We start from the raw sequence: 19,207 nt of genomic DNA, 5'->3' as shown, positions 1-19,207 counted from the left end.
ATGGTGCAGGGCTCGAGATTTGCCAGGTGCTGCATGAGCGTTACCCGATTGAATTTTTTTCGGTACAGCTCGTGACCACGATCATCCTGTGCATGTAGATGAAAGGTGTGTTTTCCCAGATCGATGGCGGCAATAGCTACTTTGCTCATGGCAATGATCTCCGATAAGCCCCCTGTGAAAGCTTAGTGGTCGATCACAGGGGGCGGCGGGGGTAGCCATTTCATTAGGGGTAGTGTCTTGCGGGCGAATATCAAACTTTTTGATAGTTATCGCCGATAATTCAGCCTAAGCGTCGCCCGGAACCTGCTGTTACAATGCCGGCTCTGCGAATCTTCAGACTCTTTAGATCAGGAGCACACCGGTGCCTGTCGTTTTTGTCGCCGCTTCCAAGCTGCCAACGCCTTTTGCGCAATTCACCATGCACGGCTTTCTCGATGAAGCCACCGGCCGCGAGCACGTTGTGCTGAGCCTGGGTGAATTCGCCGACGGTGCCCCGGTACTCGGCCGGTTGCACTCCGAATGCCTGACGGGCGATGCCTTGTTCAGCCAGCGTTGCGACTGCGGCTCGCAACTGGAGGCCGCCTTGCAGGCCATTGCCCGCGAAGGTCGCGGCGTTTTGCTCTACCTGCGTCAGGAAGGTCGGGGCATTGGCCTGCTGAACAAGATCCGCGCCTATGAGCTGCAGGACGGTGGTGCCGACACCGTCGAAGCCAACGAACGCCTGGGCTTTGCCGCCGACCAGCGTGACTACGCCATGTGCCTGCCGATGCTGGAGCACCTGGGCGTGAAGTCATTGCGCCTGATGACCAACAACCCACGCAAGGTCAAGGCCCTGACCGACATGGGTATCGTGGTCGCCGAACGCGTGCCGCTGCACACCGGCCACAACCCGCATAACCGACTCTACCTGGCGACCAAGGCCAGCAAGCTCGATCACATGATGGGCAATGAGCATCAGGGCGAGGTAGACCGGGCGTGACCCGCGGTCAGGTGCGGCGGCGACTGTCCGTCAACTGGTGGCAGTACCTGGCACTGGCCTTGTTGCCGCTGTTTGTGATCAACGCGGTGTTCGGCCAGAGCGAAGCCATCCTGCCTGTACTGGCGATGCCGTTGTTCATCGCTGGAGTCGCCTCGATGTTTGTCAGCCTGAGGTTTTTCGGTGCCTACAAACACGCGCTGATCGCCACCCAGAAAGCCCTCGATACCCCGGATGAGCCTGCTGCCTGGATCAGTCTGGCGGCCAAGCGGCGCACGGCATTCCTTGCCGCCGGCCTGCCGGCCTGGATCGCTGCCCTGGCGGTGTTCGTCGGTCTTGAAGCGGTGCCGCTGATGCTGCTGGCGCTGTCGACCGTCGTGCTGTTCTACCTCTACCGTATTCCGCGTCAACTCGGTTGATGCGCGCGCTCTGGCTGGCGGTGTTGCTGCTGGCCGCCAGCAGCTCGGCCATCGCGGTCGAGCGGGTTGTCAGCCTTGCACCGTCGCTCTCTGAAATCGTCGTTGAACTGGGCTCCGCCGACCTCCTGGTCGGTGTACTTGACGCTGGTGAACGACCTGCCGAACTCAAGAACCTGCCCTCCGTTGGCCGCTATGGCCAGCTGGACATGGAGCGGTTACTCAGCCTGAATCCCGATCTGTTGCTGCTATGGCCCGGTAGCGTCGGCCCGGCCCAGCGTGACCAGCTCAAGCGCCTGAATATTCCCACCTACGTCGCCGAACCCCACAGCCTGAACCAGCTCGCCGCACAGATCGAGACCATTGCCGCTCGGCTTGGTCGGCCTGAACGCGGAACTTCATTGGCCAACGACTTACGCCAGCGGCTGGATGAATTGCGCCAACGCTATCGCCGGGACAAGCCGTTACGAGTGTTCTATCRGGTCTGGGACCGGCCGCTGTATACGGTTGGCGGCGAGCAGATCATCAGCGATGCGCTACAGGTCTGCGGTGCGCAAAACGTATTTGGTGACCTGAAACTGCCGGCACCGCAGGTCAGTGTGGAAGCCGTATTGCAGCGTAATCCCGAGGTGATTCTGGCCAGCGATCAGGCGCAACTCGATGCGTGGAAAGCCTGGCCGCAGGTGGCGGCCGTGGCACAGGGGCAGTTGCGATTGGTGACAGACAAGGGCCTGGAGCGGCCGAGTGGGCAGATGATCGAGGCGACTGCAAAGCTGTGTAGCTTGATCGCGCCGGATCGCTGAGACCGAGGTGCCTTCATCGCGAGCAAGCTCGCTCCCACAGGGATTCGGTTTGATTGCAAATCTGTAATCCAATCCAAAACCTGTGGGAGCGAGCTTGCTCGCGATGAGGCCATTCCATGTGCCGAAAACTTCAGATCAGATCTCCGGCGTCCACGTCACCCCGAACATCCACGCCCGACCCTCTTCGCGATACCCGTACTGGCTACCTTGGAAGCTGTACAGCGCCCGGCTGTAACCCTTGTCCAGCAGGTTGTCGACCTTCAGCTCCAGACTGATTTCACGATTGAGCTCCCAGCTGCTGCGCAATCCCAACAGAGCATAACCACCCAGCGGCTGTTGATTGTTCAAGTCGTCATAGCTGCTGCTGACCGCTTGCCAACTGGCACCGAGGCCAAGGCGATCGAACTGACGGTCCAGATCCCAGCTCAAGGTGCGCCGCGCACGACGGGCCAGGGTGCGGCCCGTGTCACGGTCGCGCGGGTCGATGATCGCCACGCCGAGGTTGCTCTGCCAGCCGAACAGGTCCTGCTTCAGTGCGGCTTCGAAGCCGTTGATTCGCGCCGAGGCGACGTTCTGGGGGGGCGAGTTGCTGCCGGCGATGATTGCGTCTTCGAGGTCGGTACGATACAGCGACGCCTCCAGGCGACTGCTCTCGGTCAATTGACTGCGCCATTGCAGCTCATAGCTTTTCGACGTCTCCGGCTTCAGGTCCGGGTTACTGAAGTCGGGGTAGTACAGATCGTTGAACGTCGGCGCGCGGAAGCCTTCGCTGTAGGTCAGTAGCATTTCGTTGTCCGGGTTCAGCGGCAGAGTGAGGGTGCCGCTCCAGGTATTCTGGCTGCCAAACTGCTGGTTATCGTCATGACGCAGGCCCAGCTCCGTGGAGAAACTGTCGGCCTGATAGCGGTGCTGGATGTACGCCGCTCGGTTCCAGCGACTGTCCTCATCGAACGCGGTGCTGCTGTTGATGCGGTCTTCATACCAGTCACCTCCGAGCAGCAAGCTATTGCGCTCGTTGAGCGTCAGGTCGTTCTGCCAGTTCACCGAATCGCGGTAGGTGTTGAACACGCTGCGCTCATCGCTGAGCTTGTCCAGGGTCTTCTCGCGGTTTTCGCTATGGCCGAACTCGATGCGGGTTTTCCACAGATCATTGATGCGCGCGTCGATGTAACTGCTGACACTGCTCACATCGAATTCGTTGTAGGGCTGTTGTTGGACCGACTTGAACGTATTCATGTCGAAGCGCCCGAACGGGTTGTCGAACTCGCTTTTGCCGCGGTTATCCAGCAGGTTGGCACCGACTTCGATGTCATCGGTCAGCGCATGGCTGAGGCTCAGGCTGACGGATTTGTTGCGGTATTCGTCATGGTCGCCGTCGCTGGGATACGACTCGTGGGTGCGATTGATCCCGGCGGTTTCGTCGAGGCTGGCGCCGAGGTTGAAGCGGGTGTGTGCATCGCCACCGGACAAACCGAGGCTGCGCTCCCAAGTCTGGTTGCTGCCAAAGCCCATATGCAGTCGAGGTTGCAGGCCCTGTTCGCCACTACGACGGGTGAAGATCTGGATCACCCCGCCAATCGCATCGCTGCCATAAATCACCGAGCGGGAGCCGCGCAGCACTTCCACGCGCTCGACTTGTTCGATGTTGATGTGTTGCAGGTTGCTGTCGCCGGAGCTCGAGCTGCCGATACGCTGGCCGTCCACCAGTACCAGGCTCTGGGCCGACTGGGTGCCGCGAATGTAGACACCCGGAAGGCTGCCGCGCCCGCCGGTTTGCACGACTTGCACGCCCGGTACGCGACGCAGCAGGTCGGTGACGCTATTGGGTTGCAGGCGATCGATGTCTTCGCGGGTAAAGACGCTGTTGGCTGCACTGCTGTCATTGCGCGCTTCGACCTGGCGGTTGGCACTGATCAACACATCGGGCAGCTTCAGGGCCTGATCGCGTTCGAAGGTGTCGGCCAGCAGTTGACCGGCCGGCAGCAGGGTCAGCGTCAGGGCGAAGGGGGAGAGTTTCATTGGCAGTCCGTTGGTGCTTTGAGGCGAATACAGTTTTGATAGACGCTGAAAACCACTGTGGGAGCGAGCTTGCTCGCGATAGCGGTGTATCAGTCAACATCTGAGTCGACTGACAGACCGCTATCGCGAGCAAGCTCGCTCCCACAGGGTTTTGCGTTTAGATGTTGAGCAGTTGCAGGCGCTCGCGAATGGACGCTTCGATTCCCGCTTCATCCAAACCACACTCGGCCAGCATTTGCGCAGGCTTGGCGTGTTCGACGTAGATGTCGGGCAAGCCCAGGTGCAGCATCGACTTGAGGATGTTTTCGCGGGCGAGGAATTCGCTGACCGCGCCACCGGCGCCGCCCATGATTGCGTTTTCTTCGACGGTCACCAGCAGTTCATGGCTGCCGGCGATTTCGCGAACCAGCGCTTCATCCAGGGGCTTGACGAAACGCATGTCGACCACGGTCGCGTCCAGCGTCTCGGCGACTTTCAGGGCTTCGGCCAGTTGCACGCCGAACACCAGCAGGGCGACTTTGCTGCCATGGCGGCGAATCACTCCCTTGCCGATCTCGATCGGCTCCAGGTCTTTCTCGATGGTCGCGTTCGGACCATTACCGCGTGGATAACGCACGGCCGCCGGGCCTTCATACAGGTGACCGGTGGTGAGCATTTTGCGCAGCTCGTTTTCATCGCTCGGAGTCATCACCAGCATGCCGGGGATGCAGCGCAGGTACGAAAGGTCGAAACTGCCGGCGTGGGTCGGACCGTCTTCGCCCACCAGTCCTGCGCGGTCGATGGCGAACAGTACGTCGAGGTTCTGCACGGCGACGTCATGCACCAACTGGTCGTAGCCGCGCTGCAGGAAGGTCGAATAAATGGCTACCACAGGTTTGGCGCCTTCGCAGGCCATGCCGGCCGCGAAGGTGACGGCGTGCTGCTCGGCAATGGCCACGTCGAAGTAGCGCAGCGGGAATCGTTCGCTGAAAGCGACCAGATCCGAGCCTTCCTTCATCGCCGGGGTAATCCCGACCAGGCGCGGATCGGCAGCCGCCATGTCACACAGCCATTCGCCGAACACACCGGAATATTTCGGTCCACTGGCCTTTTTCGGCGCAACGGCCGGGGCGTCCAGCGGTTCGAGTTTGGTAATGGCGTGGTAACCGATCGGGTCGACTTCCGCCGGGGCGAAGCCTTTGCCTTTCTTGGTGACGACGTGCAGGAACTGCGGACCTTTCAGGTCGCGCATGTTGCGCAAGGTAGCGATCAGGGTCGGCAGGTCGTGGCCATCGATCGGGCCGATGTAGTTCCAGCCCAGCTCTTCGAACAGCGTGCCGGGAACCAGCATGCCTTTGGCATATTCTTCGGTACGGCGGGCGATTTCCCAGGCACCGGGCAGGCGCGACAGGACCTTTTTACTGCCCTCGCGCATGCTGGCGTAGGTGCGGCTGGAAAGGATCTTCGCCAGATAGTTCGACAAACCACCGACGTTGCGCGAGATCGACATGTCGTTGTCGTTGAGGATCACCAGCATGTTGGCGTCCACTTCCGGCGCATGGTTCAGCGCCTCGAACGCCATGCCCGCGGTCAACGCGCCGTCGCCGATCACCGCGATGGCCTTGCGCTCGCTGTTTTGCAGGCGGGCGGCAATCGCCATGCCCAGCGCGGCACTGATCGAGGTGCTGGAGTGGCCGACGCCAAAGGTGTCGTACTCGCTTTCGGAGCGGCGTGGGAACGCAGCGACGCCGTCCTTCTGGCGCAGGGTGCCCATGCGCTCGCGACGACCGGTGAGGATCTTGTGCGGATAAGCCTGATGACCCACGTCCCACACCAGACGGTCGTCCGGAGTGTCGAAGACGTAATGCAGCGCGATGGTCAGCTCGATCACGCCCAGCCCGGCACCGAAATGCCCACCGGTCTGGCCGACCGTGTAGAGCAATTCCAGGCGCAACTCATCGGCCAGGGTTTCCAGCTCGGCTTCGCCTAACCGGCGCAGGCCGTCCGGCGTATTCGCGCGGTCGAGCAGGGGCGTGGTTGGGCGTTTGCGGGGAATCTCATGAAACGTCGTGGGCATCAGGCGAATCGTTATAGGTATAAAAGATGCGGCAGTTTACCTGATGCATCGGTCCCTGCCCACGCGTTGGTTTTTTTTGGCGGATTCGCCGTCAGCTGCGGCGATCGACGATATACCGGGCCAGATCGCGCAACGGCTCGGCCGCCGCGTCAAACGGTCGCAGTGCGTGCAGAGCCTGGTCGCGCAGCTCCAGGGCATAAGCCTTGGCGGCGTCGAGGCCGAGCAGGGCCGGATAGGTCGGTTTGTCCCGGGCAATGTCGGCGCCCTGGCGTTTGCCGAGGGTTTCGGTATCGCTTTCGACGTCGAGAATGTCGTCCTGCACCTGGAATGCCAGGCCGATGGCCTGTGCATAAGTCTGCAGGGACTTGAGTTCGTCTTTCTCGGCACGGCCGCTGGCCAGTGCACCGAGCTTGACGCTGACTTCGATCAGCGCGCCGGTCTTGTGCCGGTGCATGTACTCCAGGGCTTTCTGGTCAAGCTTCAGACCGACCGAGCCGAGGTCGATGGCCTGACCACCGACCATGCCCGCCGGGCCTGCGGCCAGTGCCAGGGCGCTGACCATTTGCAGGCGGATTTCGGCATCCGACGTGCTCAGGCGTGGATCGAGCAGGGCGCTGAAGGCCAGGCTCTGCAAGCCGTCGCCGGCGAGGATCGCACAGGCTTCATCGAATTTCTTGTGGGTAGTGGGCTGGCCGCGACGCAGATCGTCATCGTCCATCGCCGGCAAATCGTCATGCACTAGCGAATAGGCGTGGATCAGTTCCACGGCGCAGGCCGCACCGTTGGCTTGCTCGGGCTTGCCGCCCAACGCTTCACACGCGGCGTAGGCCAGCAGGGGACGCACGCGTTTGCCGCCGTTCATCACGCTGTAGCGCATGGCCTCATACAGCCGCGTCAGCTCAGGGCTCGGCGCGATGAACAGGGTTTCCAGAGCCGCATTGACGCGGGCCTGGCTGGTGGCCGAGTACGCTGCAATCATTCTGGCTGATCCGCGTCGAAGGGTTCCTCGGCCAACTCGCCATCACGCTCGAGCAGCACCTGAACCTTTTGCTCGGCCTGGGCCAGCGCCGCCTGGCAATCGCGGGTCAGACCGATGCCTTGCTCGAAAGCGGCCAGCGACTCCTCCAGCGACAATTCGCCATTCTCCAGATGCTCCACCAGCGTTTGCAGGTCGGCGAGGGACTGTTCGAAATCCAGTGCAGCTTTTTTGCGGGCCATGGCGGCGATTTCCGGTTGACGTTAAACCGGCGCGACACTAGCAGATAGGGGGGTTATGGGCAAATGAGCGGGGTGGTTGGTGCAAGGGTTTCAGCGCTCAGGATGCGCTTGGTCGGGATATTTGATCTGGTAGCGAGTACTGCGCCCGCCACCCGGCAGGCGTTGCAGGCATTCCTTTTCCAGCAGTTCGGCCAGATGCCGGGTCGCGGTCGCTTTGGAGACTTTCGCAACGGCTTGATACTGCGCCGCACTGATCCCGCCTTCGAATCCACGCTCCCCTGCGTCCAGCAAACGATTCAGTACTTTGGTCTGCTCGGTCGACAGCTCGGACTCCCGGTGCGCCTGCCAGAAGCGCGCTTTGCCCAGCACGGATTCGATCCGTGCCATGGCCTGTTGCAGGCTGCGCAATAGAGTTTGCAGGAACCATTCGAGCCAAACAGTAACGTCCGTGTTGGATTTCTGGCAGGTTTCCAGCACCCGGTAATAGCCAGATCGATCCTCGAGAATACTCGCCGACATGGCATAAAAACGGATCGCCTGAGCCTCGCCTTGAGCCAATGCAAGGTCGGTGATCGTCCTGGTCAGGCGACCGTTGCCGTCGTCAAACGGGTGGAGTGTGACAAACCAGAAGTGTGCGATGCCAGCTCGCAGCAAAGGGTCGAGCTCGGACTGATTTCGGCTGGTTTCAAACCATTCGAGGAAAGCATCGAGTTGGCGCTCAAGGCCCAGGCGAGGCGGTGCTTCGAAGTGCACGGTCGGTCTGTCGAGACGACCGGAAACCACTTGCATTGGATCATCGCCGCGCAAAGCACCTACACGAATGCTTTGCGCGGCCAAGCCGATTTCCTGTTCTGGAAACAGCCACTCATGCCAATCCAGCAATCGTTCAAGTGTCAGCGGCTCGGCAAAACGCTGCGTCGCATCGAGCATTAATTGCGCGAGTCCTTCACTGCGCTTGCTGACGTTGTCGCCATCATTGAGCTCCAACCCCAATCGCCGCGCCAATGAAGAACGAACTGAACCGACATTCAGCTGTTCGCCTTCTATCGCCGACGAGGTGACGATGTTCTGCAGCAATGCATCCAGTTCACTTTGTGCGCTCAGCGAACTGCCCACGGAACTGGCCATGCCCATTAGCCGACCTTGTGCTTGAACGCACTCGCGTAACAAGGGCGCCAAGCGTTCGGCGCTCCAGGTGAAACCCGGCCAATCAGGTTGCTGCCATATCCATTGAGGTGTCATGAACTTGATGCTCTAAGTAGGGGTGAGCCGATTAGATGGGCTATTCGGCTCACATAATGAGCCGAATATGACGCGTATTCGGCTCACCGTCCACCCATTACCGTGACTCCCGCCGCAATTTCGGAGCCATCCGATTGTTAAAAAACAACCAACTGGCTAACCTTTGCGCCATCTACGGCCCAATAGTCACGGGTCTTTCAGACGAAACACAGTATCCACATCTGTAACGCGCCGAGGATCGGGCGCAAGGTTTCGTCATGCATGGCAGGAGGCGTCGCATGCGCTCATTTCTTTTGCTGCTGATCGGGTTGACTATCGCGCCCGTGATTCTGGCTGCGCCGAATGCCGAGTTATCGGAACCGGTGGGTGGCTGGCGTTACAACGGTCTGCTGGACCGTAGCGAAAACCCGCAAGTCGCCTATCCCACGCCACCCATCGACCGGGGTGTGCAGCGCAATCGCACGATGATCGAAGGCCGGCTCAAGGCCATCGGCACCCAGCGCGGGCCGCACACGTTGGCGGTCAACGGCAATCCGCTGAACCTCTACACCGACGAGCAAGGGCGTTTCGCCCGACCCTATGCGTTTGGCGCCGGCTCCAACAGCGTCGAAGTGCGCAGCGCCGAAAGCCAGTCCCTCAAGCGTGTTCAATTCTATGAAGCCAACAACCTGCGCACCCCGGCGCGGATTCGCGTGGTGCTGGGTTGGGACGATCCGAAGGCCGAACTCGACCTGCACATCATTACCCCCGACGGCCAGCATGCCTTCTGGGCGCGCCCGGCGATGAGCAACGGCGGCGGCCTCGACCCTGATGGCGTCGATGGCCCGGGCCCGGAAATGTTCACCATGACCGCACCGCTGCATGGCACCTATCTGGTTTACGTGAACTATTGGGGCAACTTCGGCAGCGACGGCTATAACTTCGATGAGTCCGGCAACCAGAACGAGGTGATTACCTCGCAGATCAACCTGGTGCTCAACGAAAACACCGTCGATGAAAAACGCGAGACGTTCGTCGTGCCCCTACGCGCAATCGGCGACCTGCTGCTGGTCAAGACTTTCAACTACTAAGCATCCCCGCTCCACGGATGAACATCGGGTTTTGTGAACATGAGTGATAGCACTGTTACTCCGGCCGCTGGCGCACCCGCGGCCAAACCTTCCCTGCATTGGCCGACGCTGCTGATCGGGTTATGCCTGGTCGTTGTCGTGGCCGGTGGGTTGTGGTGGTTCATGCACAAGCCCAAGGCCCCGGCGCCTGCGTTGGCCAGTGACAAACTGGGCATGAGTCGCCCGGATGGCCTGCTGGAAACCCATTCCCTGAGCCAGTTGCCCAAGGACTTGCTGGCGGTACCGTTTCTCAAGGAAACCCTGACCGAAGATTTCGTCTTCTATTACGAAAGCCACGCCGATCGCCTGGGCTTGATCGGCAGTCTGCGGCGGATCATCTACGAGCACGACCTGAAACTGCAGGACACCTTGATCGAGCAGCTGTTCGATCAGCCTGCCGACGTAGCGTTGTGGCGCGGGGCGGATGGGCGGCTGAAGGATTTCCTGCTGGTGATGGATCGCGGCGGGTTGGCCAAGGTGCTGGAGCCGTTGGCCAAAGTGGCGCTGGACGACTCGCAGCTGAGCAAGGTCGCTGACGTGAAGGTCGGCACCGACGACGTGGCGCTCTATCAACTCAACTACAACGCGAGCAAGGCGCTGCTGTTTGCGTCCCATGGCGACAAACTGGTGGTGCTGTCCAACCCGGCGAAACTCTACGATCCGCAAAGCGGTGCAACGGAAGAACCGGGCAGCGTGTCGACCACGGCCATTGCCGCGTTGCTCAATGGCGACAAACTGTTCCCCGAAGCCTTCGGCCTGCCACCTCGTACGCCGCAGGTGAAACAACGCCTGTCGGTGAATGCCAGCGTGCTGGCCATGGGTTACCAGCGTTTCATCCCGAACTTCGCCGGCCTGCGTTTCGACATGGACGACAAGGGCTGGCACAGCTTTCTGGCCATGGACGAACTGGAGAATCAGCCGGACTTCGATTTCAAACCGATCTGGCAAGCCATGCCCATGGGCGCCAGCGCTTGCGTGGCGTTGCCGCTGGCTGCCGAACAACAGAAACCGCTGCTGGTGAAACTCGGTGCGCAGGATACGGTGGCCCAGGCATTGACCAAACACATGACCGGCGCGGCGGGCCTGTGCTGGTATGCCGATTCGCGGTTGTACACGCCCTTGCTGGTGGCCAGCCTCATTGATGACGACAGCGGCAAACTGGATGGAGATCTGGGCAGCCTGTTTGGCTCGATGGTCGGTGCCTTTGAGCCCAATGTCGAAGCAGGCGCCTTCCCGGTGGTGGAAAAACAAGAAGGCCAGAGCCATCAATGGCAACGCCAGGTCAGCTCCAGTTTCGGCCCCTATGCGGCCAAGGACGCTGAAGACCCCGACGCCATCACCGGCAAGGCATTCATGAAAGTCAGCCTGGCGCGGCACGGTTCAACGCTGCTGTTCTCCCTCGATGACAAGCTGGTGGACAAGGCCCTCGGCACCCTCGACAAACGCTTCCCGCCGATGGCCGACGTGGTGCCGAAAGACCTGTTGATGCCGGTCTATTTCGGCCCGGATTCCATGGCGCAACTGATGCAGCAGGAAACCCTCGACAGCCTGCCCCAGGACATGGAACCGGTGTTCTACAACGCCGCGCAAACCTACCTGATCCCGAAACTGCGCAAGCTCGGCGGCTACGGCAAGTACGCCCTGACCTTGCCCGAAGGCAGCGAGCCAGACGGCCACTGGCAGTGGCTGCCGCTGGAGTGGAAAGCCCTGTGACGGCATTGATGCGGAGTCTCGGCCTGCTTGCGCTGTTGCTGAGCGCGAGTGCCCGCGCTGTCGAGGCACTGTCACTCGACCCACAGCAATCCCAGGTGTTCCGCGCCTGGTTCGTGCGTATCGCCCAGGAGCAATTGAGCCAGGGCCCGAGCCCGCGCTGGTATCAACAGGACTGCGCCGGGCTGGTGCGCTTCGCTGCCAATGAAGCGTTGAAAGTCCATGACGACAAATGGCTGCGCAGCAATGGACTGTCCAATCGCTACCTGCCGCCGGAGCTGCAACTGAGCGATGCCCAGCGCGGTCTTGCCCAGCAATGGCAGCAGGGCGGCGGCAAGGTCGGGCCATACGTCAATGCAATCAAATTGATCCAGTTCAACAGCCGTCTGGTCAGTCGCGATGTGGCTCAGGCGCGACCTGGCGACCTGATGTTTTTCGATCAGGGCGACGACCAGCACCTGATGATCTGGATGGGCCGTTACATCGCCTATCACACCGGCACCAGCACACCCACCGACAACGGCATGCGTTCGGCAAGCCTGCAGCAACTCATGACATGGAAGGACACCCGATGGATACCCGACGCAGCCAACCCCAACTTCATCGGCGTCTATCGACTGAATTTTCTTTCCCAATGACCGGTGCCCGCATGCTGCGTTTTCTGTCTCTGATGTGGGTATTGGTGCTGCCTTTCACGGCGGTAAACGCCGACGATTCGGTCCCGGCCAGCGGCTATGCGCCGGTGGCCGGCGAGAGTTTTTTCCTGCTGGCCGACAGCAGCTTTGCCAGCGATGAACAGGCGATGGTGCGCCTCGAAGCACCGGGTCGCGACTATCGTCGGTTTCGCATGGAGCCCTACGGCGGCGCCGACATTCGGGTGTATCGCATCGACAAACCGCTGGATTTCCTCAAGCGCCAGAAGAACCTGCATCGGGTGGTCAGCGATGGCCAGTTCAAGGGTGAAGGCCTGTCCAACACCCTCGCTTACCTGTGGGACAACTGGTATCGCAAATCCCGTCGGGTGATGCAGCGGGCGTTTTCCTACGAGTCGCGTAAACAAGTCACCGAGCAAGTGCCGGAACTGAAGATGGGCAACGCGATGGCTGCGCCAACGCCCTACGATGCGCAGCCGCAATTCGCGCTGATACCGGGGTTGCCGGTGGTCAGCCAGTTCCGTTATCCGTTGTGGCAGGCCAAGCCGATTCAGCCACCTGCAGGGGTGAACCTGGCCGGTTCTTCCAGCGAGTTCGTCAGTGTCGCGCCGGGCAACGTGTACATCCCGTTGGGCAATCTCAAACCGGGTCTTTATCTGGTGGAAGCGCTGATCGGCAAGTACCGCGCGACCACCATGGTGTTCGTCTCCAACACAGTAGCGGTGAGCAAGATTGCCGGTGACGAACTGCTGGTGTGGGCCGCACGCAAACACGAAGGGAGTTCGGTGCCGAAGGTCAATGTGCTGTGGACCGATGGCCTCGGCGTTATGAGCAGCGGCGCTACGGATACTGATGGCTTGCTGCGCCTGAAACACGTCAGCCCCGAGCGCTCGTTCGTGATCGGTGAAGACGAAGAGGGCGGGGTGTTCGTCTCGGAAAACTTCTACTACGACAGCGAAATCTACGACACCAAACTCTATGCCTTCACCGACCGGCCGCTGTATCGGCCGGGGGACTGGGTGTCGCTGAAAATCGTCGGACGGGAGTTCAAGAATGCCCGGGATTCGGTGCAGCCCACCGCGGCCGACGTCAACGTGACCGTGCTCGATGCGACCGGCACAGCGCTGCAATCCCTCGACTTGACGCTCGATTCCAGGGCCGGCACCCAGGGCCGTTTCCAGTTACCGGACAATGCCGTGGCCGGTGGTTATGAACTGCGTTTCAACTACAAGGATCAGGCCTACAGCAGCGCCTTTCGCGTCGCTGAATACATCAAGCCGCATTTCGAGATTTCGCTCAATCTGGCCAAGCAGGATTACCGTACTGGCGAGCCGGTCAAGGGCAACCTGGTGCTGCTGTACCCGGACGGCAAGCCGGTGGCCAATGCGAAATTGAGCCTGAGCCTGCGCGCCCAACAGCTGTCGATGGTCGACAACGAACTGCAATACCTCGGGCAATTTCCGGTGGAGCTGACCAGCACCGAATTGACCACCGACGCCAGGGGCAATGCGTCCCTCGATTTGCCGGCAGCGGACAAACCGAGTCGCTACATGCTGACTGTATTTGCCAGCGACGGTGCGGCGTATCGGGTCAAGGCCACCAAGGAAATCCTGATCGACCGTGGCGCGGCGAATTTCCGCTTGAGCGCGCCTCAACGCTTCAGCGCAGTGGGTGACAAGGTTGCCTTCAGCTACGCCCGCGAAGGCGAGCAGGCCGATGCCGTTACACCGGGCAGCTATGGCTGGGTGCGTTTGGAGGACCAGAGCACCGGCGAAGGCAAACTCGCGGCAACCGACAAAGGTTTCACCCTGGCCTTCGACCGGCCGGGCACCTACAACCTGACGCTCAAGGATGATCATGGTCGGGTGGTCGGCGCCACCGGCCATTCGGTTACCGGCGAAGGTGTCAAAGCCGTACCCGGCACCGTGGAAATCATCCTCGACAAGCCCGAGTTCATCGCCGGCGATGAAGCGCTGGCGTTGATCACTTTCCCGGAACCGGTCAGCGATGCCCTGCTGTCGCTGGAACGGGACAAGGTCGAAGCGACCGCGCTGCTGTCCAGGGGCGGTGACTGGCTGAAACTGGAAAAACTCAGCGATACCCAATATCGCGCACGCATCCCGGTGAAGGACGGTTTCGCGCCGAACCTGACCTTCTCGGTGCTGTACACCAAGGGCGGCCAGTACAGTTTCCAGAACGCCGGCATAAAGGTGGTGACACCACAGATCGACGTGACCATCGCCACGGATAAGGAAACCTATCAGCCAGGTGAAACCGTCTCGGTAGACCTGACCACCCGGTTCGCCGGCAAAGCGATTTCCGCGCACCTGACGGTCAGCGTGGTCGATGAAATGGTCTACGCCCTGCAACCGGAAGTCGCGCCGAGCATCGACCAGTTCTTCTATCACCCACGGCGCAACAACGTGCGCACCAGCGCCAGTTTGTCGTTCATCAGTTATGACGTCGCCTTGCCGGGCAGCCCCGGTGCACCGGGCAAAGCCAATCGCAGTGAGCGCGGCGTGAAAGTGCTGGAGCGACCGCGTCGCGAGGATGTCGACACGGCGGCGTGGCAACCTGAGTTGCTGACCGATGCCAATGGCAAAACCCGCTTCACCTTCAAGATGCCCGACTCCCTGACCCGCTGGCGCATCACCGCCAGGGCCATCGCCGATGGCGGGCAGGTCGGGCAGAAGAAGCAATTCGTGCGCTCGGAAAAACCGCTGTACCTGAAGTGGAGCGGCCCGACTCGATTCCGCGCCGGCGACAAACCGGACCTCGGCGTGTTCGCCTTCAGTCAGGCCGAGAAACCGGTCAAGGCCGAACTGGTGACCCGTTACGTCGGCAACGAACAGCGCTTGCCTGTAATCCTGAACAGCGGCATCAACTACATCCCGTTGCCGGCCTTTGAGCTGGCCAATGGCGAGTGGAGCGCCGAGCTGGTGCAGGACGGCAAAACCGCAGATGCCCTGGCGGTGCGCCTGAGCGCGACCGGTGAAGGCTGGCAGGTGACTCAAACCCAGAGCCTTGATGTGGGTGAGGGTGATACGCCGCTGACGTTGCCGGCAGACGCCAGTGATATTCGCCTGCGCCTGGATGACAGTCCGCAAGCGTTGTTCCGCTCTGCCCTCGACGACCTGCTGAGCTACCCCTACGGTGGCGTCGAGCAGACCGCCAGTCGCTTGTTGCCGTTGAGCATCGCCTACCCGACGCTGGCGGCGAATCCGCAGATCCGCGATCGCCTGCGCCTGATCATGCAAAACAGTCGTTTGCGCCTGGTGCAAATGGCCGGCCCTTCGGCGTGTTTCACCTGGTGGGGCATGGACGGCGAGCCGGATGCGTTCCTCACCGCTTACGCCTATTACGCCGACTGGCATGCCAGCCAGGTGCTTGAACTGAGCCTGCCGCCGGAGCATTGGCAGCGGGTGCTGGAGGTCTACGCCAAGCAGGCGAAGAACACGCCGCTGTTGCAGCGGGCGCTGACCCTGTCGTTTGCCCGACAGATGCAGTTGCCGGTCAACACCTTGCTCAGTGGCTTGATGGACGACCTGGCGAAAGCGGGCGAGGGCACTGCCGCGAATCTGATGGAAGACGGCGAAGACAGCCTCGTCATGAGCGATCCGGATTCCGCGTTGGGGCTGGCTGCCGCACGGGTGCTGACGGCATCGCTGGCCAGGCAAGCGAAGGTGGCTTTGCCGGACGCGTTCAATCGGCAACTGGCCGACGCGCAGCAGCGTCTGGCGGTCAGCTCCCAGCCGTTTGCCGAAGCGCTGAACCTGTCGCTGCAACCCTTCGATCAGGCTCACGCTCAAGCGTTGTTGCAACGTCTATTGCCACAGCAATCGACCCTGGAACGTGCATTGGCACTTACCTGGCTGCAACGCAGCATCGAGCAGGCATCTCCCACCATTGCATTGGCGCCGGGTGAAGGCTGGAAGAAGCAGTACGGAGTTTCTGGTGAGATGTATTGGACGTGGCAGGGGGCTGCGCTCGTGCCGGCGGTATTGACGCTGACCGGTGCGCAAGAGCGTCCGTTGCGCGCTGCATTGAGCTACCGCAGCCAACAGCCGGTGGTCGATCCGATGGCCGTGACCATCACCCGTCGCCTGTCGCGACTGGTGCCGGGGGATGAGGCTTTCACCTTCAAACTTGAAGCGGTCGGCAACGCGCCGCTGTCCAGCGACAACCTCTATCTCGACGAAGTGATCGTCACCAGCAAAGCCGCCAGACCGTTGCGTTACGGCATGCTGGAAGTGCCGCTGCCGCCTGGTGCTGATGTCGAACGCACGACCTGGGGCATCAAACTCATGGGCAAGGCCGGCACCGAGCCGACGTCACTGGAAAAGGCGCGATTCGAACCGGGACAAATGGCCTACGCCATTCCGGTCGATGCCTTGAGTGGCGAATTGCGCCTGCGGCACTTGGTGCGTTTCTCGCAGAAGGGGCAGTTCAACTTGCCACCGGTGCGGTTCACCCAGGTTTATGCGCCGCAGCATCAGGCGCTTGAGCAAAAAGCAGCTCTTGGCCAGCTCACGGTTCACTGACGTGCACAGGCTGCTGATAGGTTGCTTGCTGTGTTTGATCCCTGCGCTGGCGACGGCGCAGGACGAACCGCTGCGCCTGGCCTTCAAGGGCGATTTGTTGTCGCTGAACCGAACTCAGGTGATCGCCCGCGAACCCTTGCCGCAGACCTTGCAGACGCCGCTGGGCAGTGTGTGGAAGTTATTCGTCTACGCCTGGCTAGTGGACACCGGCGCGCGTGAGCCGGCGTATGAATGTCGCGGCCAGTCGAAGGAAGAAGTTTATTGCTGCACGACGGGCGGCAGGATCGAGCGAGATCAGGCGTTGGTGAAGTCATGCGGTCTGTATTTCGAACCCGCTCGGTTGGGCATCGGCGATGCCGACTGGCGAGCCTATTGGCAGGCGCGGCAGGCGCCGCAATGGTTGCTGGATTTGCCTTCGTTGCAACCGGCTACCCGGGTTTCGGTGGCGGAACTGTTGAAGGTGTTGGCCGTGCTGCCGGCGCAGGATCAAGCCCGGCGTGTGTTGCTCGATGTAGTGCTCAATGCCGCCGATGGCCAAGTCGTCGGTGAACTCGGCAGTCGTCTGCGGGTGAAGACCTGGAGCTGGTTGGCGGATCAGGACGCAATATCGCGTCAGGGTGGATTCGCCGGTTGGATGGCGGATGGCACACCGGTCTGGGCCGGAGGGCGGGGCACCAGTCAGCGGGTACTGCGTGATTACGCGCAGGCAATGTCGACGGTGATTCCCGTTTCATGGCCTGCGGATGCAGGGAGATGCGTAGAGGTCGACCTGTTCTCTCGCTATCCACTTCGGCGTGTGCTGTCAGGCGGCACCGCTTTGACTTCCGGGGCATTGCAGGGTGACTACCGCGTCGAATTCGCCAATGGGAATGCGCTGGATATTCACAGCGACGGCGAACTGTTTCTGCTGAACGACAAACTCGTGGCTCGTCTGGATCGCGAAGAGTACGTCGCCCGTGTTCTCCAGCGCGAAGCCAGTGCCGAACCGGTCGAAGCCGCCAAAGCCCTGGCCGTGGCCATCCGCACCTACCTGCTGCAAAACGCTACGCGCAGCGGTGACTGCCTGAGCATCGACGACAGCAGCAGCCGTCAGCGGGTCGCACCGCGTCCGGCGTCGCCCGGGTCACGCGACATCGCCGCCTGGACCAGCGACCTGGTGCTGGCCGGCAGCACCGTCACCTACCATTCCGACCAGCCCGGCCCGGACAAACTGTCCTGGCAGCAAGCCGTCGAACAGGCCCGTGCCGGCCAGCGCTACGACGCCATCCTGCTGCACGCCTACCCACGCGCCAGTCTCAGTCGCTGGGACAACCCGGTCGCGTCCTGCGAAGCGTTGCCCGCCGCACAAACATGGCTGCAGAAACAACGGCGCGGCTGGCGCCCAAGGCTTGAAAGCGAAACCGGCTACAGCGAAGTCAGCACCTTCGCCGTATGCCGTCTGGCCTTCGGCCGCCCCTATGTCGACCGCGAACGCCAGCGCATCTACGTGCGTGGCGCGCAGACACTACAAGACCGTCTCGACCTGACCCACGAATACCTGCACCTGGCCTTCGAAGCACACCCCAACGGCCAGGATGAAACCTACATCGAAGGGCTCGCCCGCCACCTCTTGCTGGAATAGGCCATGAAACTCCGTTATCCACAGGTCTTGCTGTTTATCTGTTCGCTGGTGGCGTTGCCATCGGTGATGGCGGCGGACAGCGTCAGACTCGATACCCCCGCAGGCGGTTGGCGCGCCGGCGCGCCTGAGGGCGAAGGGGAAAACTTCAGGCAGACCGTCAACTATCCGGCCTCGTCGGTGAACACCCCGGCAGGGCAGGCCAACACCGCTCGCATCAGTGGGCAGATCAAAGCCACGCCAAAATCCACAGAGCCCGGCCGGCTGATCGTCAACGGGGTGAGCATGCCGCTGAAAATCGACCCGGCCGGCCGCTTCGATCGCCCGTTCTCGTTCCCCAACGGCAGCAACAGCGTCGAGGTTCGCAGCCCTGATGGCCAACAACGTCACCGCACGCAGTTTCTCAACAGCAGCGGCGGTGCGACCCCGGCCAAATTGCGCGTTTTGCTGTCCTGGGACAGCGACAACACCGACCTCGACCTGCACCTGATCACCCCCGACGGCGCGCACATCTGGTACGGCGACCGCGTCGCCCCCAACGGCGCTGCGCTCGACGTCGACGTCACCACTGGCTACGGCCCGGAAATCTTCGCCATGCCCGCACCGATCAAGGGCCAATATCTGGTCTACGTGAACTACTTCGGCGGCGGGTACAGCAGTGATGAAGAGGGGCAGGAAGACGCGGTGCAAGCGCTGACCACGGCGCAGGTGACGGTGATTACCGAGGAAGGAACGCCGAGCGAGAAGATGGAGACGTTCCTGGTGCCGATGCGTGCGGTGGGGGAGTTGACGTTGGTGAAGGGGTTCAGCTATCCGTGAGGTTGAGGTGTAACTTGCGCAGGCTTT

At 61.4% G+C, this 19,207-nt stretch carries 14 protein-coding genes and 1 pseudogene; 9 read left to right on the top strand and 6 right to left on the bottom strand.

Features of this window, described 5'->3' with window-relative positions:
* A pseudogene (locus AC1DU9_RS08400) lies at nt 1–149 on the bottom strand (IS110 family transposase); the annotation flags it as partial.
* A gap of 212 nt (nt 150–361) precedes the next feature.
* On the opposite strand from AC1DU9_RS08400, the gene ribA reads away from it, so the two are divergent.
* The 3 genes from ribA to AC1DU9_RS08385 are packed head-to-tail and all read left to right on the top strand — an operon-like array spanning nt 362 to nt 2,195.
* The gene (gene ribA / locus AC1DU9_RS08395) at nt 362–979 is read left to right on the top strand and encodes a GTP cyclohydrolase II (RefSeq protein ID WP_150726901.1); all 618 of its coding nucleotides are present in this window, start codon (nt 362–364) and stop codon (nt 977–979) included.
* Nucleotides 976–1,395 carry an MFS transporter gene (locus tag AC1DU9_RS08390; protein WP_223457667.1) on the top strand — a complete coding sequence of 140 codons (420 nt, stop codon included), beginning with the start codon at nt 976–978 and terminating at the stop codon, nt 1,393–1,395. Before ribA ends, AC1DU9_RS08390 begins: the two co-directional genes overlap by 4 nt.
* Nucleotides 1,395–2,195 carry a cobalamin-binding protein gene (locus AC1DU9_RS08385; protein WP_477809992.1) on the top strand — a complete coding sequence of 267 codons (801 nt, stop codon included), beginning with the start codon at nt 1,395–1,397 and terminating at the stop codon, nt 2,193–2,195. Before AC1DU9_RS08390 ends, AC1DU9_RS08385 begins: the two co-directional genes overlap by 1 nt.
* Nucleotides 2,196–2,330: 135 nt before the next feature.
* On the opposite strand, the gene AC1DU9_RS08380 is transcribed toward AC1DU9_RS08385, so the two are convergent.
* From AC1DU9_RS08380 to AC1DU9_RS08360, 5 genes are all read right to left on the bottom strand, one after another.
* On the bottom strand, nt 2,331–4,214 hold the full coding sequence (locus tag AC1DU9_RS08380) for a TonB-dependent receptor domain-containing protein (RefSeq protein ID WP_223457665.1): 1,884 nt from the start codon (nt 4,212–4,214) through the stop codon (nt 2,331–2,333).
* 157 nt (nt 4,215–4,371) lie between these two features.
* A complete protein-coding gene (gene dxs / locus AC1DU9_RS08375) occupies nt 4,372–6,270 on the bottom strand; it encodes a 1-deoxy-D-xylulose-5-phosphate synthase (protein ID WP_223460823.1) in 1,899 nt (632 codons plus the stop codon).
* A gap of 91 nt (nt 6,271–6,361) precedes the next feature.
* Nucleotides 6,362–7,249, bottom strand: a complete 888-nt coding sequence (ispA, locus tag AC1DU9_RS08370; protein ID WP_223460825.1) for a (2E,6E)-farnesyl diphosphate synthase — start codon at nt 7,247–7,249, stop codon at nt 6,362–6,364.
* Nucleotides 7,246–7,488 (bottom strand): exodeoxyribonuclease VII small subunit, encoded by a 243-nt coding sequence (locus AC1DU9_RS08365; protein WP_223460827.1) that lies wholly within the window; start codon nt 7,486–7,488, stop codon nt 7,246–7,248. Before AC1DU9_RS08365 ends, ispA begins: the two co-directional genes overlap by 4 nt.
* A 90-nt stretch (nt 7,489–7,578) precedes the next feature.
* Nucleotides 7,579–8,730, bottom strand: coding sequence for a Fic family protein (locus AC1DU9_RS08360; RefSeq protein WP_223460829.1), 1,152 nt, complete (start codon nt 8,728–8,730; stop codon nt 7,579–7,581).
* A gap of 278 nt (nt 8,731–9,008) precedes the next feature.
* Between AC1DU9_RS08360 and AC1DU9_RS08355 the strand changes: the two genes are divergently transcribed.
* From AC1DU9_RS08355 to AC1DU9_RS08330, 6 genes are read left to right on the top strand one after another with little or no spacing between them, the layout of a single operon-like run.
* Nucleotides 9,009–9,800 carry a YfaP family protein gene (locus AC1DU9_RS08355; protein WP_223460832.1) on the top strand — a complete coding sequence of 264 codons (792 nt, stop codon included), beginning with the start codon at nt 9,009–9,011 and terminating at the stop codon, nt 9,798–9,800.
* Nucleotides 9,801–9,839: 39 nt separating this feature from the next.
* Nucleotides 9,840–11,552 (top strand): DUF2138 domain-containing protein, encoded by a 1,713-nt coding sequence (locus tag AC1DU9_RS08350; protein WP_223460834.1) that lies wholly within the window; start codon nt 9,840–9,842, stop codon nt 11,550–11,552.
* A gap of 8 nt (nt 11,553–11,560) precedes the next feature.
* Nucleotides 11,561–12,187, top strand: a complete 627-nt coding sequence (locus AC1DU9_RS08345; RefSeq protein ID WP_223461060.1) for a DUF1175 domain-containing protein — start codon at nt 11,561–11,563, stop codon at nt 12,185–12,187.
* The gene (locus AC1DU9_RS08340) at nt 12,184–16,743 is read left to right on the top strand and encodes an alpha-2-macroglobulin family protein (RefSeq protein ID WP_223460837.1); all 4,560 of its coding nucleotides are present in this window, start codon (nt 12,184–12,186) and stop codon (nt 16,741–16,743) included. Before AC1DU9_RS08345 ends, AC1DU9_RS08340 begins: the two co-directional genes overlap by 4 nt.
* Nucleotides 16,721–18,364 carry a DUF2300 domain-containing protein gene (locus tag AC1DU9_RS08335; protein ID WP_263289727.1) on the top strand — a complete coding sequence of 548 codons (1,644 nt, stop codon included), beginning with the start codon at nt 16,721–16,723 and terminating at the stop codon, nt 18,362–18,364. Before AC1DU9_RS08340 ends, AC1DU9_RS08335 begins: the two co-directional genes overlap by 23 nt.
* 3 nt (nt 18,365–18,367) lie before the next feature.
* Nucleotides 18,368–19,180 (top strand): YfaP family protein, encoded by an 813-nt coding sequence (locus AC1DU9_RS08330; RefSeq protein ID WP_223460842.1) that lies wholly within the window; start codon nt 18,368–18,370, stop codon nt 19,178–19,180.
* Nucleotides 19,181–19,207: the final 27 nt, after the last annotated feature.

The organism is Pseudomonas sp. P4_C1 (genome assembly GCF_056402155.1).
The sequence above is the reverse complement of the archived record's forward strand: the minus strand, read 5'-3'. Positions and strand labels throughout refer to the sequence as shown.